The sequence below is a fragment of the Nocardioides secundeburneus genome (assembly GCF_039939255.1).
In the GTDB taxonomy this organism is placed as follows: Bacteria; Actinomycetota; Actinomycetes; order Propionibacteriales; family Nocardioidaceae; genus Nocardioides.
On the sequence record NZ_JBDUUE010000007.1, the window covers coordinates 406,270 to 420,641 of the forward strand.

The 14,372-nt window shown below is 74.0% G+C and carries 12 protein-coding genes; 1 reads left to right on the forward strand and 11 read right to left on the reverse strand.

Going from position 1 to position 14,372, the window contains the following annotated elements:
• Positions 1 to 32 precede the first annotated feature (32 nt).
• Genes ABFT23_RS20585 through ABFT23_RS20595 form a run of 3 tightly spaced genes read right to left on the reverse strand, consistent with a single transcriptional unit; the run spans position 33 to position 5,453 of the window.
• Positions 33 to 3,419, reverse strand: a complete 3,387-nt coding sequence (locus tag ABFT23_RS20585) for a pyruvate carboxylase (protein ID WP_347898615.1) — start codon at positions 3,417 to 3,419, stop codon at positions 33 to 35.
• Between the two features lie 10 nt (positions 3,420 to 3,429).
• Positions 3,430 to 4,962: a PH domain-containing protein gene (locus ABFT23_RS20590; protein ID WP_347898617.1), complete on the reverse strand. Its 1,533-nt coding sequence runs from the start codon at positions 4,960 to 4,962 to the stop codon at positions 3,430 to 3,432.
• On the reverse strand, positions 4,959 to 5,453 hold the full coding sequence (locus ABFT23_RS20595) for a PH domain-containing protein (protein ID WP_347898618.1): 495 nt from the start codon (positions 5,451 to 5,453) through the stop codon (positions 4,959 to 4,961). The genes ABFT23_RS20590 and ABFT23_RS20595 overlap by 4 nt, the downstream gene beginning before the upstream one ends.
• A gap of 71 nt (positions 5,454 to 5,524) precedes the next feature.
• Here ABFT23_RS20595 and ABFT23_RS20600 point away from each other — a divergent pair, with 71 nt between their 5' ends.
• Entirely contained in the window at positions 5,525 to 5,827 is a 303-nt protein-coding gene (locus tag ABFT23_RS20600) for a DUF1905 domain-containing protein (protein WP_347898620.1), read from the forward strand.
• Positions 5,828 to 5,840: 13 nt separating this feature from the next.
• Here the strand turns inward: ABFT23_RS20600 and ABFT23_RS20605 are convergent, their stop codons facing one another.
• The 8 genes from ABFT23_RS20605 to ABFT23_RS20640 form a co-directional block, all read right to left on the reverse strand.
• Positions 5,841 to 6,116, reverse strand: a complete 276-nt coding sequence (locus ABFT23_RS20605) for a hypothetical protein (protein ID WP_347898622.1) — start codon at positions 6,114 to 6,116, stop codon at positions 5,841 to 5,843.
• A 74-nt stretch (positions 6,117 to 6,190) separates the two neighbouring features.
• Positions 6,191 to 7,864: an FAD-binding dehydrogenase gene (locus ABFT23_RS20610; RefSeq protein ID WP_347898624.1), complete on the reverse strand. Its 1,674-nt coding sequence runs from the start codon at positions 7,862 to 7,864 to the stop codon at positions 6,191 to 6,193.
• Positions 7,865 to 7,886: 22 nt separating this feature from the next.
• Positions 7,887 to 9,335: an MDR family MFS transporter gene (locus ABFT23_RS20615; RefSeq protein WP_347898626.1), complete on the reverse strand. Its 1,449-nt coding sequence runs from the start codon at positions 9,333 to 9,335 to the stop codon at positions 7,887 to 7,889.
• A 46-nt stretch (positions 9,336 to 9,381) separates the two neighbouring features.
• On the reverse strand, positions 9,382 to 10,563 hold the full coding sequence (locus tag ABFT23_RS20620; RefSeq protein ID WP_347898628.1) for a benzoate/H(+) symporter BenE family transporter: 1,182 nt from the start codon (positions 10,561 to 10,563) through the stop codon (positions 9,382 to 9,384).
• A gap of 7 nt (positions 10,564 to 10,570) precedes the next feature.
• The gene (locus ABFT23_RS20625; RefSeq protein ID WP_347898630.1) at positions 10,571 to 11,812 is read right to left on the reverse strand and encodes a hypothetical protein; all 1,242 of its coding nucleotides are present in this window, start codon (positions 11,810 to 11,812) and stop codon (positions 10,571 to 10,573) included.
• Positions 11,809 to 12,591, reverse strand: a complete 783-nt coding sequence (locus ABFT23_RS20630) for a hypothetical protein (protein ID WP_347898632.1) — start codon at positions 12,589 to 12,591, stop codon at positions 11,809 to 11,811. The genes ABFT23_RS20625 and ABFT23_RS20630 overlap by 4 nt, the downstream gene beginning before the upstream one ends.
• The gene (locus tag ABFT23_RS20635; RefSeq protein WP_347898634.1) at positions 12,588 to 13,709 is read right to left on the reverse strand and encodes a hypothetical protein; all 1,122 of its coding nucleotides are present in this window, start codon (positions 13,707 to 13,709) and stop codon (positions 12,588 to 12,590) included. The genes ABFT23_RS20630 and ABFT23_RS20635 overlap by 4 nt, the downstream gene beginning before the upstream one ends.
• Positions 13,710 to 13,778: 69 nt before the next feature.
• Positions 13,779 to 14,372, reverse strand: a 594-nt coding sequence (locus ABFT23_RS20640; RefSeq protein ID WP_347898636.1) for a biotin/lipoyl-containing protein, incomplete at its 5' end; no start/stop codon positions are given.

Consider the following 14,372-nt stretch of genomic DNA (forward strand, 5'->3'; position numbering starts at 1 on the left):
CACCATTCGGTCTCGAGCCGACCGCGGGCCGCTCAGCCCAGCACGACCACCAGGTCGCCGCCCTCGACGGTCTGGGTGCCGGAGAACGCCAGCCGGTCGACGGTGCCGGCGGCCGGCGCGGTGATCGAGGCCTCCATCTTCATGGCCTCGATCGTGGCGAGGGTCTGGCCGGCCTCGACGGTGTCGCCCTTTGCGACCACGACGGTGACGACGCCCTGGTAGGGCGCGGCGACGTGGTTCGGGTTCGAACCATCGGCCTTCTCGGCGGTCGCGACCTCGGAAGCGACGGCCTTGTCGCGCACGGAGATCGGGCGCATCTGGCCGTTGATGGTCGTCATCACGGTGCGGTAGCCGCGCTCGTCGGGCTGGCTGATGGCCCGCAGTCCGAGCAGCAGCGTGACGCCGGCCTCGAGCTCGACCTCGTGCTCCTCGCCGCTGCGCAGGCCGTAGAGGTAGTCGCGGGTCGGCAGCACCGAGACGTCGCCGTAGGCCGAGCGGGCCTCGTCGAACTCGCGCGTCGGGCCCGGGAACAGCAGCTGGTTGAGGGTGCGGCGCCGCGACGGCGAGCCGCCCGCGAGTCCGGCCGCCTGATCGTCGGTGAGCTCCTCGGCCGGCGGCGTCCAGGTGCGGCCCTCGACGGCCTTGGTCCGGAACGGCTCGGGCCAGCCCCCGGGCGGGTCGCCGAGCTCGCCGTGCAGGAAGCCGATGACGGAGTCGGGGATGTCGAACCTCTTCGGGTCGGCTGCGAACTCCGCCGGGTCGGCGCCGATGCCCACGAGCGCCAGGGCGAGGTCGCCGACGACCTTGGACGACGGCGTCACCTTCGGCACGCGGCCGAGGATGTCGTTGGCCGCGGCGTACATGTCCTCGACCTGCTCGAACTTCTCGCCGAGCCCGAGCGCGATGGCCTGCTGACGCAGGTTGGACAGCTGGCCGCCGGGGATCTCGTGCCGGTAGACCCGGCCCGTCGGCGAAGGCAGGCCCGACTCGAACGGCGCGTAGACGCGACGCGTCGCCTCCCAGTAGGGCTCGAGGGCGTTGACCGCGGCGAGGTCGAGACCCGTCTCGCGCGCTGAGTGGTCGGTGGCCGAGACCAGTGCCGAGAGGGCCGGCTGCGACGTCGTGCCGGCCACGGCGGCACAGGCGGCGTCGACGGCGTCGACGCCGGCGTCGATGGCGGCGAGCAGCGTGGCGAGCTGACCGCCCGGGGTGTCGTGGGTGTGCAGGTGCACCGGCAGGTCGAAGCGCTCGCGCAAGGCCGTGACCAGGGTGCGGGCGGCCGGCGCGCGCAGGAGCCCGGCCATGTCCTTGATCGCCAGCACGTGCGCGCCGGCGTCGACGATCTTCTCGGCCAGGCGCAGGTAGTAGTCGAGCGTGTAGAGCTGCTCGCCCGGCGACGACAGGTCGCCGGTGTAGCACAGGCACACCTCGGCGAGCGTCGTGTTCGTCGCGCGCACGGCCTCGATGGCCGGTCGCATCTGCTCGACGTCGTTGAGCGCGTCGAAGATGCGGAACACGTCGAGGCCGGTGTCGGCGGCCTCCTGCACGAACGCCTCGGTGACCGCGGTCGGGTAGGGCGTGTAGCCGACGGTGTTGCGGCCGCGGAGCAGCATCTGCAGCTGGATGTTGGGCACCGCCTGGCGCAGGGCGGCCAGGCGCTCCCACGGGTCCTCGGACAGGAAGCGGAGCGAGACGTCGTAGGTCGCTCCGCCCCACGCCTCGAGCGACCACAGCTGCGGCGTGGTGCGTGCGACGTGGCCGGCGACGGCGAGCAGGTCGCGGCTGCGCACGCGGGTGGCGAGCAGCGACTGGTGCGCGTCGCGGAAGGTGGTGTCGGTGACCGCGACCTGGGTCTGCTCGCGCAGGCGGCGCGCGAACGCCTCGGGCCCCAGCTCGAGCAGCAGCTGCCGCGTGCCGTCGGGCGCCGGGACGTCGAGGTCGACGTCGGGCAGCTTGGTCACCGGGTCGATCGAGACCGGGGCCTCGCCGTAGGGACGGTTGACCGTGACGTCGGCCAGGTAGGTGAGCAGCTTGGTGCCGCGGTCGCCGGAGCTGCGGGCGCTGAGCAGCTCGGGGTGCGTCTCGATGAACGACGTCGTCACGCGACCGGCCGCGAAGTCGGGGTCGTCGAGCAGGGCCTGCAGGAACGGGATGTTGGTGGAGACGCCACGGATGCGGAACTCCGCGACGGCGCGACGCGCCTTGGCCACGGCGATGTCGAAGGTGCGCCCGCGGCAGGTCAGCTTGGCCAGCATCGAGTCGAAGTGGGCCGAGACCTCGGCGCCGGTGTACACCGTGCCGCCGTCGAGCCGGACGCCGCCGCCACCGGGGGAGCGGTAGGTCGTGATGGTGCCGGTGTCGGGCCGGAAGTTGTTGGCAGGGTCCTCGGTGGTGATGCGGCACTGCAGGGCGGCACCGCGCAGCTGCACGGTGTCCTGCGAGAGCCCGAGGTCGGCGAGGGTGGCCCCGGCGGCGATGCGCAGCTGCGACTGCACGAGGTCGACGTCGGTGACCTCCTCGGTCACCGTGTGCTCGACCTGGATGCGCGGGTTCATCTCGATGAACACGTAGTTGCCGGCGGGGTCGAGCAGGAACTCGACGGTGCCCGCGTTGCGGTAGCCGATCTCCTGGGCGAAGCGGACGGCGTCGGCGCACATGCGCTCGCGCAGCGCGGGGTCGAGGTTGGGCGCGGGGGCGATCTCGACGACCTTCTGGTGGCGTCGCTGCACCGAGCAGTCGCGCTCGAAGAGGTGCATCACGTTGCCCTCGCCGTCGGCGAGGATCTGCACCTCGATGTGGCGGGGCTCGACGACGGCCTGCTCGATGAACACGGTCGGGTCGCCGAAGGCGCCCTCGCCCTCGCGCATGCACGTCTCGACGGCGTCGCGGAGGTCTTCGGGACGCTCGACCCGGCGCATGCCGCGACCGCCGCCGCCGGCGACCGCCTTGACGAACAGCGGGTACGGGATCGCGGAGGCGGCCTCGACCAGCACGTCGACGTCGGTGCCCGGCTCGACGCTCTGCAGCGTCGGGACGCCGGCCGCCTTGGCCGCGGCGATGGCACGCGCCTTGTTGCCGGTGAGGGTCAGCACCTCCGACGTCGGGCCGACGAACGTGATGCCGGCGTTGGCGCACGCCTCGGCCAGCGCCGGGTTCTCGGACAGGAATCCGTAGCCGGGGTAGACGGCGTCGGCGCCGGCCTTGACGGCGACCGCGACGATGGCCTCGGGATCGAGGTAGGCCCGCACGGGATGGCCGCGCTCACCGATCTCGTAGGCCTCGTCGGCCTTGAGCCGGTGCTCGGACCACCGGTCTTCGTGCGGGAACACCGCGACGGTCTTCGCACCCACCTCGTAGGCCGCCCGGAACGCTCGGATCGCGATCTCGCCCCGGTTGGCCACCAGCACCTTGGAGAACATGGCCGAAAACCTATCGAGAGCCGCGGACTCCGTCGGCAGGCGTCTCGTCGTCCGGCCGCGCGTTCGGCCGGGTGAACTGTGCGACCAGGCCGGGGAGGGCCTCTCCGGCCAGCCGGACGGCGTCCGGCTCGGGTACGTCGAGCACCCGGACGACGCCCCCGCTGCCGCCGGCGGTGGTGGCCGCGAGCGAGGTGAGGCCCACGCGTCGCTGGAACCACGTGGCGCGCAGGGTCCAGCCGATCACGTGGTCGACGTCGAGGGCCTGCCGCTGCCGCACGAGGCTGCCCGAGCGGGCGACCAGGTAGCCGTCGACCAGCGTGTGGCCCAGGGAGGCGGTCCGGTCGGCCGCCAGGACGACGCCCGCCGCGACGGCCGGCGCGCCCAGCACCAGCAGCCACCACGGGCCACCGCTCGCGACCACGAGCAGCAGCCCGAGCAGCAGGACGACGGGCAGGGCGAGCGCCCGGACCCAGCGCCGTCGCGTCGCGGCCGGGCCGTGCCGACGCAGCGCGGCGTCGACCGGACCCGCGTGCCCGAGCAGGACCCGGGCGGCGTGCGGGGCGACGTCGGCGTCGGACGGCGGCACGAGGGTCGCGCTGCCGGTCTCGGAGCGCTTGATGCCGGTGACGATCGCCTGGAGGTGCCGGCCGTGGGCGAGCCGGAGCGCCAACGGCTCGCCGAGGACGACGCCGGCGAGCCGGTGCTCGTCGATGCTGGTCTCGCGCGTGGTGAGCAGGCCGCGCCGCACGTGCCACGAGCCGCCCTCGCGGAACAGCCGGAACCCGCCGTTGGTGACCAGGAAGCCGAGCACCGAGACGAGCAGCAGGGCGACGACCAGACCGACGAGCAGCAGGCCCAGGCCGAGCAGCGACGGCACGAGGAGGTCGTCGTCGTCGAGGCGTCGCCAGAACCCGACGGCGTCGAGCACCTGCGACGCGCCACCGGCGATCGCGGCGAGGACGATGAGCCCGGTGCCGGTGAACGGCGCGAACCGTAGCCAGCGCGGGTCGAACTCGACGAGCGCCTCGACGGGCGCGACCGGCACACCGGGCTCGTCGGTGACCGGTCGTGCGGTGTGCAGCAGGTCGGCGCGCAGCGCGTGGGCGCGCTCGACCGGCAGGCCGTCGAGGTCGAGCCCGTGGTCGTCGCCGCCCGCGCCGGCGGCCAGCCCGGTGCCGATGCGGAGCGTCGTCAGCCCGAGCACCCGGTGCACGACCGAGGAGGTGAGGTCGACCGTGCGCACCCGGTCGAGCTGGGTGGAGGTGATCCGCCGGCTGAGCAGGCCGCGACGCAGCTCGACGCGTCCGTCGCCGATCCGGTATGACGTCGTCAGGTAGCGCAGCACGCCGAGCACGATCGGGACGGCGACGCCGACCAGCTGCCACGGCGGTCCGCTGCCCGTCGACCCGGCGACCAGGAGCAGCAGGACGGCGGGCAGGAACCGGACCAGCTCGCGGATCGGGTGGACCAGCAGCATCCGGACGTCGAGCCGTTGCCACTCCTCGGGGGCAGGACCCGGGGGCGGTGGTGCGGGCTCGCTCACGTGGCGTCGCCCTCGGCGGCGTCGGCCTGGCGGGTCAGGTCGTCGACGAGGCGACGGGCGACGTCGCGCTCGAGGCCGGCGATGCTCAGCGCCCCCGCGGCCGAGGCGGTGGTGACGGTGACGCTCGCCAGGCCGAAGAGGCGCTCGACCGGGCCCTCGGCGTAGTCGACGGTCTGGATGCGGCTCATCGGGGCGATGCGCCGCTCGCGGGCCCACCACCCGGTCTGGGTGTAGACGGCCGTCTCGGTGGTCTCCCAGCGGTGCACCAGGTAGCGCCACTGCGGGACCACGGCGGCCCACGCGAGCACCGCGACGGCGAGGAGCGCGATCGTCCAGGCCGGCACGTCCCACACGAGGACGGCGACGGTGAGCGCCGCGAGCGCCACGACGCCCTCGGCGAGGGCGCTGACCACCCACATCACGCGCGCCCGGGGGCTGACCCGGTGGGCGGGGTCGCGCAGGCTGATGGCCCCGACGGCTGCGTCGCTCACGGGTTCACCCTAGGGCGGGGCCGGTGCGCGACCCGCGCCCGCACGACGTCGCACGGTCGTAGCCTGAGAGCGTGCTGCTGGAGCTGGAGTTCGACGGCGAGGTCGTCGAGTGGCGCGGGCCCGCACCGTTCCACTTCGTGCGCGTGCCGCCGCCGGAGGCGGCCGAGCTGGCCGGCGTCGCCGACCTGGTCTCCTACGGCTGGGGGATGGTCCCGGTCGCCGGTCGGATCGGCGCCACCTCGTTCACCACGGCCCTGTGGCCCCGCGAGGGCGGCTACGTCGTCCCGGTCAAGGACACCGTGCGTCGCGCCGAGGGCGTCGGGCTCGGTGACGTCGTCACCGTCGTGCTGCAGGTGGCGGAGCCGCGGTTGTGACGCGTCAGCGCCCTCAGCCCTCGACGGGCGCGACCCGCTCCTGCTCGACCCGCTGCGCCAGACGGGTGCCGACGGCGACCGCCCACACCACGAAGACCGCACCGGCGACGATGAGCAGCGCCCCGCCGACGCCGACGGCCCACCACGACCCGGACGTCCCGTCGCAGACCGCGAAGTCGCTGTAGCACTCGGTGGTGCGGGGCCAGCCCAGCCCGCCGGTGAGCAGGGCGAGGACGACGAGCGTGATCCAGGCGGCGCGGAGACCGTTGAGCAGCGAGAGAGCGGGCACCCGCGCAGTCTGCGCGAGGTCGCCCCCCGTGTCAGCGGATCCCGACCGATGGTCGACGGATCGCCGAGGACCGGTCAGCCACGCGCCGCGATCGCCCGCCCGGCGGCGCGACCGGAGAAGATGCACCCGCCGAGGAAGGTGCCCTCGAGGGCGTTGTGCCCGTGCACGCCACCGCCGCCGAACCCGGCGACCTCGCCGGCGGCGTACAACCCGGCCACGGGGGAGCCGTCGGCGCCGAGCACGCGGGAGTCGAGGTCGGTCTGGATGCCGCCGAGGGTCTTGCGGGTCAGGATGTTCAGCCGGACGGCGATGAGCGGCCCGTGCGCGGGGTCGAGGAACTTGTGCGGCTTGGCGACCCGCACGACCTTGTCGGTGCGCGAGCGGCGGGCGTTGGCCACCAGCATCAGCTGGGCGTCCTTGCCGAAGGCGTTGTCGACCTCGTTGTCGCGGGCGAGGAGCATCGCCTCGAGCGCGTCGGCGTCGAGGTCGGGTGCGCCGCCCCGCGCCAGCTTGTTCATCCCGGCCACGAGGTCGGCGACGGTGGTGGCGACCACGAAGTCCTCGCCGTGCTCCTTGAACTTCTCCACCGGCGTCGGGGCGCCCTTCGAGAGCCGTTCGCGCAGCAGCACGCGGAGGTCCTTCTCGGTCACGTCGGGGTTCTGCTCGGAGCCCGAGAGCGCGAACTCCTTCTCGATGACCGACTGGGTGAGCACGAACCAGGAGTAGTCGTAGCCGGTCGCGAGGATCTCGCGCATCGTGCGCAGGTTGTCGCACCCGGGGAAGTTGGGGGCGGGCAGGCGGCGCCCGGTCGCGTCGAGCCACAGCGACGACGGGCCCGGGATGATCCGGATCGCGTGCCGCGGCCAGATGGAGTCCCAGTTGTGGATGCCCTCGGTGTAGTGCCACATCCGGTCGCGGTTGACGACGCGGGCACCGGCGGCCTCGCTGATGGCTAGCATGCGACCGTCGACGTGCGCGGGGACGCCGGAGATCAGGTGCTCCGGGGGCGGGCCCATGCGCTCGACCGGCCACGTCTCGCGCACCAGGTCGTGGTTGCCGCCGATGCCGCCGGAGGTGACGACGACCGCCGGCGCGCGCAGCTCGAACTGACCGGCGACCTCGCGGGACGACGCCACGCCGCGCGGCTCGTCGCTCGGCACCAGCACCGAGCCGCGGACGCCGACCACCGTGCCGTCGTCCTCGACCACGAGCCCGTCGACCCGGTGTCGGAACGCGAAGCGCACCAGGCCGCGCCGCTCGGCGTCGGCGACCGGCTCGGCGAAGACCCGCACGACCTCGGGGCCGGTGCCCCACGTGAGGTGGAAGCGCGGCACGGAGTTGCCGTGGCCCTGCGCGTCGGCGGCGCCGCGCTCGGCCCAGCCGACCATCGGCACCGAGCGTAGCCCCAGGTCGTGGAGGTAGTCGCGCTTCTCGTGCGTGGCGAAGTCGACGTAGGCCTCGGCCCAGCGGCGGCCCCACGTGTCCTCGTCGGTGTCGCCGAACGCGGCCGAGCCCTGCCAGTCCTGCCAGGCGAGCTCGCGGGTGTCCTTGATGCCCATGCGGCGCTGCTCGGGGGAGTCGACGAAGAACAGCCCGCCCAGGGACCAGAAGGCCTGGCCGCCGAGGTTGGCGCGGTTCTCCTGGTCGAGCACCAGGACCGACCGGCCCGCCAGGGCCAGCTCGTGGGTGGCGACGAGGCCGGCGAGCCCGGCCCCGACGACGATGGCGTCGGGCTCGAAGTCGGTCACGGCGCCACCGTACCCACCGGCCTCAGCCGGAGGCGTCGGCCGGCTCGATCCGCCCGGGCATCAGCAGCCCCGAGACCAGGAGCGCCAGGGCGACGACGGCCGAGCACACGAAGACCGCGTGGATCGCCGGCGCGAGGACGTCGGCCGACAGGCGCTCGAGCGCGACGGTGCTCCCGGCTCCGCCGTCGGCGACGCGACTGTTGACGATGGCGCCGAAGACCGCGACGCCGACGGCGCTGCCGATCGAGCGGGCGAACATGTTCGTGCCGGTCGCCACGCCCCGCTGCTCCCACCCGACCGAGGACTGCGCGACGATCACGCCGGGGCTGGCGACGTAACCGAAGCCGATGCCCATCACGAAGCACGGCAGCGCGAGCTGCCACAGGGCGCTGTCGGCGTCGACGAGCAGCAGCAGGGCCGCCCCCGCGACGGCGAACAGCGCACCCATCAGCACCGTGCGGCGGAAGCCGATGCTCAGGTAGAACCGGCCGCTGGTCGCGGCCGCGATCGGCCAGCCGATCGTCATCGACGCCAGCGCCAGTCCGGCGACGAGGGCGCCGTGGCCGAGCACGCCCTGCGCGTAGAGCGGCACGTAGGACGTGAGCCCGAGCATCAGCACGCCGACGACGAAGGCGCCGGAGTTGGCGGCGTTGAGCACGCGCCGACGGAAGACCCACGGCGGCAGCACCGGCTCGGCGGCCCGGGACTCGACGGCGGCGAACGCGACGAGCAGCAGGCCGGCCGCGACGAAGATGCCGACGCCGGTGGCCGACGTCCACGACCAGTGCACGCCGCCCTCGAGCAGCCCGAGCAGGAGCAGCGACCCGCCGACGGCCAGGAGCGCCGCCCCCAGGTAGTCGATGGCATGGTCGCGACGCTCGACCCGCTCGTCGAAGCGCCGCCACACGACCCAACCGGCGGCGAGGCCGAGCGGCAGGTTGACGAGGAAGATCCAGCGCCACGACAGGTAGTCGGCGAAAACGCCGCCCAGCGTCGGTCCGATCACGGAGGCCAGGGCCCACACGCTCGCGATGTAGCCCTGCACCGTGGCCCGCTCCTCGAGCGAGTAGATGTCGCCGACGATCGTCATGCCCATCGGCTGCACGGCACCGGCACCGAGGCCCTGCACCAGCCGGAAGGCGATCAGCGACGGCATGCTCCAGGCGAGCCCGCACAGCAGGGAGCCCACCACGAACAGTCCGATGCCGAGCAGCATCACCGGCTTGCGGCCGTAGAGGTCGGAGACCTTGCCGTAGATCGGCACCGACACGGCCTGGGCGAGCAGGTAGATCGAGAACAGCCACGGGAACGAGGTGAACCCGCCGAGGTCGTCGACCACCGCCGGCACCGCGGTCGCCAGGATCGTCGCGTCGATCGCCACCAGCCCGATGCTCAGCATCACCGCCAGGAGCACGGGGCCGCGCTCGCTGCGCAGGCCCACGCTGGCCCGCGTGACGTGGGGAGCACTCACGGGCACCCGTAACCATGGCCGGGTGCGGGTTGTTCCGGGCGCTCGCTCACGCCCGGCGCGACCACGACACCACGACGAGGAACACCCCGCCCGCGGCCAGCGCCCAGAACGCCGCGCCGATGCCGGCGATCGCGACGCCCGACGCCGCCACGACGAACGTCACGGCCGCGGCCTCGCGCATGCCGTCGTCGCCGAGCGCGGACGACGCCGCCGAGGCGAAGGTGCCGAGCAGCGCCAGGCCCGCCACCGAGGCGACCACCCCGGCCGGCGCCGCGGCCGAGACCGTGGTGACGAGCGCGGCGAGCGGCCCCAGGAGCATGCCGGTGACGCCGGTGGCGACGCCGGCCACCCAGCGCTCCTCCGGGTCGTCGCCCGCGGTCGGCCCGGCGGCGAGCGCGGCCGAGATCGCGGCCAGGTTGATCGAGTAGCCACCGAGCGGTGACGTGACCGCGGTGGCGGTGCCGGCGTAGACGAGTGCGGGGGCCAGCGGCGCGCGGTAGCCGAACGAGGCCAGCACCGCGACGCCGGGGATGTTCTGGCTGGTCATCGTGACCAGGTAGAGCGGGACGCCGATCGCCACGATCGTGAGCGGGTCGAAGGCCGGCGTCGTCCAGGCGAGGGTGGGCACCAGGTCGCCCGCGGCGACGTCGGAGAGCGAGCCGGAGGCGACGATGACGACGACCGCGGCGCCGAAGGCCCCCGGCACGGCCCACCGTCGGGCGAACCGCAGGAGCACCAGCCAGGTGACGAGCACCGGCGCGATCGCCGCGGGCTCGTCGGCGAGCGCGCGGAACGGCTCGACGCACAGCACCAGCAGCACGCCGGCCAGCATCGCGTTGGCGAGCGGCATCGGGATCTTCTGCACCCACTCGCCGAGCGGGCGCACCAGCCCGGTCAGCACGTAGAGCAGGCCGGCCACGAGGAACGCGCCCACCGCGTCGGCGTAGCCGCCGTCGGGCACCGTGGCCCCGGCCAGCAGCGCGGCCCCCGGCGTCGACCACGCCATCGTCACGGGCATCCGCGTGCACCACGAGAACAGCGCGCACCCGAGGCCCATCGTCACGGTGACGACGAGCAACCCGGACGCCGCCTCGGCGGCTGACGCCCCGACCGTCGTCAGACCCGTCAGCACGACGGCGAACGACGAGGTGAAGCCGACCACCGAGGTGATCACGCCGGCGACGATCGCCTGGCTGCGTCCGGTCCGGGCGCGCACGTGCGTGCTCATCGGCGGCTCACCGCCGGGTCCGCTGGACGGCCGTGACGAGGTCGCGCTCGAGGGCGCCGTAGCCCGTGCTCGCCCAGGGCTCGGCGGCCGCGTCGAAGTAGTGGGCCGGCCTGCCGTCGACGGCGACGTCGAGCGTGTCGGGCAGCCGGCCCGCCTTCAGGTCGGCCAGGCACCGCGCACAGACCGGCACGCGTCGCCCGGCGCTGTCGGCGTCGGTCAGCCGGTGGTGGCCGGTGGGTGCCTGGTGCAGGGGGTTGAGGTAGCAGCTCAGCGGTGGCTCCCAGGTGCGGCCGCGCTCGGCGGCGGCCAGGGCGGCCGCGCCCCGCCCGGCCAGCACGATCGCACCGACGACGTCGAGCACGTCGGGGTCCTCGTCGCGCGACAGGGCCCACCGGGCGGCGTCGTAGTGGTCGAGCGCGGCCTGCCAGGAGGCGCGGTCGTGCCGGGCGCCGATCTCGGTCGCGTCGATGAGCTCGCCGAGCGCGAGCATCTCGTCGCGCGCTCGCTGCTCGAGCCGGCGGTCGTGCGCTTCGCGGATCCGCTCGATCGCCGACGGCGGCAGGCTGAACACCCGCTCGCGCCGCGGGCCGGCCTCCCGGGCCCGGCGCACGGCGCGGAGGAGCATCGCCACGGCGGCCAGGACGGTGACCGCCACGACCAGGGCCACCACGATGCCGGTCGTGCCGCCGCCCGGGCCCTCCTCGGCGGAGGACGAGCACACGTCCGGGTCACGCTCGCACCGCGCCTCGCGGGCGGCGTCGCTCGCGGTCTCGAGGTCCCTGGGCGAGTAGGTCGTCAGCTCGGCCAACCGCTCGACGCCCTCGCCGAGCGTGGCGGGCTGCTCGTCGAGGATGGTGATGAGCACGTCGTTGAACTCGCGGCCGTTGGCGCCGGGGGTGCCGAACGTCCGGCCCTCGAACTGCACCCGGCCGCTGTAGCCGTAGGCGTCGTCGAGCACGTAGTAGGTGCCCGGCTCCGGGTGGGCCGCGTCGAGACGCACGAGCAGGTCCTGCGGGTTGCCGGAGAAGGGATCACCGGAATCGAGCGGGTAGAGCACGACGAAGGTCGGCGACGGCGCGTCGTCGAGGTGGTCGGTGATGGTGGCGAGCTGCTCGGGCGAGACCTGGTCGGCCAGGCGGGGGTCGATCGCGATCGCGTCGTCGGCGAGGTCGTCGTGGATCGCCTGGAGGATCGTCTCGACGTCACTGGCCTCACCGGTCGCGCCGGGCCTCGTGGTGGCACCGCTCATCGCTTGCTGTTCCTCCTCGTCGGTGTCGGCGTCTCGGCGCCCCATCCCCACCGGCCGGGCAGGAGCCGCCGACGCCCCCGGGCGGCCGCGGCGATCCGGGCGGCCACCAGGGTGACAGCGATGATCGCGCCACCGAGCAGCAGCCCCAGGAGCCCGCCGCCGACCCGACCACCCCACTCGTCGTCGTCGGCGTCGTCGCGGACCTCGTAGAAGTCGTCGGTCGTGACGGTGCGCGCGGCGTCGACGAGGAAGGTCGCGGGATCGCCCGCGAAGTCGGAGATGCTGAAGCCGGTCACGTAGCCGCTGGCCGGCAGCATGACCTCGGTGCCCTCCTGCGGGCCCTCCCAGACGAACAACCAGGCGCGCTCGTCGCCGATCCGGTCGCGCACGCGCTGCTCGAGGGCGTCGTGGAGCTGGACCCGCGACAGCCCGACGGACTGGCCCTGCGCCCACACGACGGCCAGCATCCGCACTGGCGCCCCGGCGAAGGCCGCCTCCACCTCGGCCTCGGCGTCGGTGCCCAGCATCGACCGTCCATCGGCGGTGACGTGCACCCCGTCGCGCAGCAGCTCGTCGACCGCGGCGTCGAGCACGTCGTTGGCTCCTGGGCGGGAGCGCCGTTCGAGCTCGGCCTCCAAGTCGGCGACGGCACGGGCCTCCTCCGCGATCGCGCTCGACCGGCGCTCGTCGAGCCAGGCCACCGCACCCACGCCCGCTCCGACGCCGACGACGAGCGCCACCACGAGGTGGACCAGGCCGAGGGCCACCCGGCGGCTCATCGGGCCCGCTCGCGGGCGACGTCGGACCAGAGCGTGTCGGTCAGGGTCCCGTACCCGGTGCGGGCCCAGACGGAGTCGCCCTCGTAGTAGGGCCGTCCCCTCCGCCCGTCGCCGAGGGCGACCGGGGTCTCGTGGCGCTCGAGGTGGCGCCGGCACGGACGGCAGACCGGTACGGAGAGCCCACCGCCGACCTCGGCCTCGTGCCGCCCGCGGCCGTGGCGCGGGTCGACGAAGCAGCACCGGTAGAGGGTCTGGCCCGGGTCGAGGGCCGAGCGGCCGGTCCGGGCGAGCACCTCCGCGCCGACCAGGTCGAGCAGACCGGCCCGTCGGTCGTCGAGGACGTCGCGCGCGGCGTCGCGACTGCCCAGGGCCAGCTCGAGGTCGACCCCGGGCCCCGCGGCCCGGTCGGAGTCGAGGTCGGACTCCAGCTCGGCCAGTGCCTCGGCGGCCAGCGCGCGGGCCCGCTCGAGCTCGGCCGCCGCGCCGGCGCCGCGCTCGCGCCGCTCCTCGCCGCGGCCGGTCGCCGTGCGCAGCAGCCGGTAGGCGAGGACCCCGGCGCACAGCGCCACGGTGACCCCGAGCAGGGCGCCGAGCCCGGGGGCGAGGGGTTCGGTCTCGTCGCCTCGGCCGCCGTAGACGAAGCCGGCCTCGGTCCAGGCCGAGCCCGTGTAGAGCTCGACCTGCTCGTCGGGGAGCACCGGCTCCTGGTAGTCGGGGACGGGCGGGAGCCCGGCCACGTCGAGCACCATGCCGGCCTCGGCCGTGGGGGCCACGACGCGAGCTGTGCTCCACTGCGCGGCGATGGCGGCGTCGACCTGGTCGGCCGCGGTGTAGCGGGCGAGCGAGTACAGCGCGGCGTCGTTGTCGACGGACGGGTCGAGGTCGCCGTAGGCCTCGAAGTGGCCGGCGCCGAGCGAGGTGTGCACGTAGTAGAGGCCGTCGAGCCCGAGTTCGGCGTGCACGAGCGAGACCAGCTCCTCGTCGACCTGCGACCGACCGGCGAACGCGGGCGGGGTGCGGGTCAGGACCACGAAGACCGGCACCTGCGCGGCGTCGGCCTTCTCGCGCAGCGCGGCGACGACCTCGGCCGTGGCGCCGTTGCCCATCATCGTGCTCACCAGCACGGGGTCCTGGCGCAGGGAGGCGGCGATCGCCTCGACGGTCTCGGGGACGACGTCGGTCAGGGCTCAGTCCTTGATCTCGCAGATGGTCTGGCCGTTGGTGAGGGTGGCGCCGGTTTGGGCGGTGAGGCCGGTGATGGTGCCGTTCTTGTGGGCTTTGAGGGGTTGTTCCATCTTCATGGCTTCGATGACGATGATGGTCTCGCCCTCGGTGACCTGGTCGCCGTCGGTGGCGACGATCTTGACGATGGTGCCTTGCATGGGTGAGGTCACGGCGTCGCCGGAGGTGGCGGTGGTGGTCTTCTTGCCGGCGCCGCGCCTGGGCTTCTTCGTGGTGCCGGCGGGGCTGGTCGACAGCCCGGCGAGGCTGGCGGGGAGGGTGACCTCGAGGCGTTTGCCGCCGACCTCGACGACCACGTTCTGGCGTTCGCCGGTCTCGGTTGCCTCGGCGGTCTCGCCTGCGTAGGGGGTGATCTGGTTGTCGAAGTCGGTCTCGATCCACTGGGTGTAGACGGTGAAGGAGGTGCCGTCGCCGACGAAGGCGGGGTCGCGGGTCACGACCCGGTGGAACGGGATGACGGTCGGCATGCCGTCGACGACGAACTCGTCGAGTGCGCGCCGTGAGCGTTCGAGGGCCTGGGTGCGGTCGCGGCCGGTGAT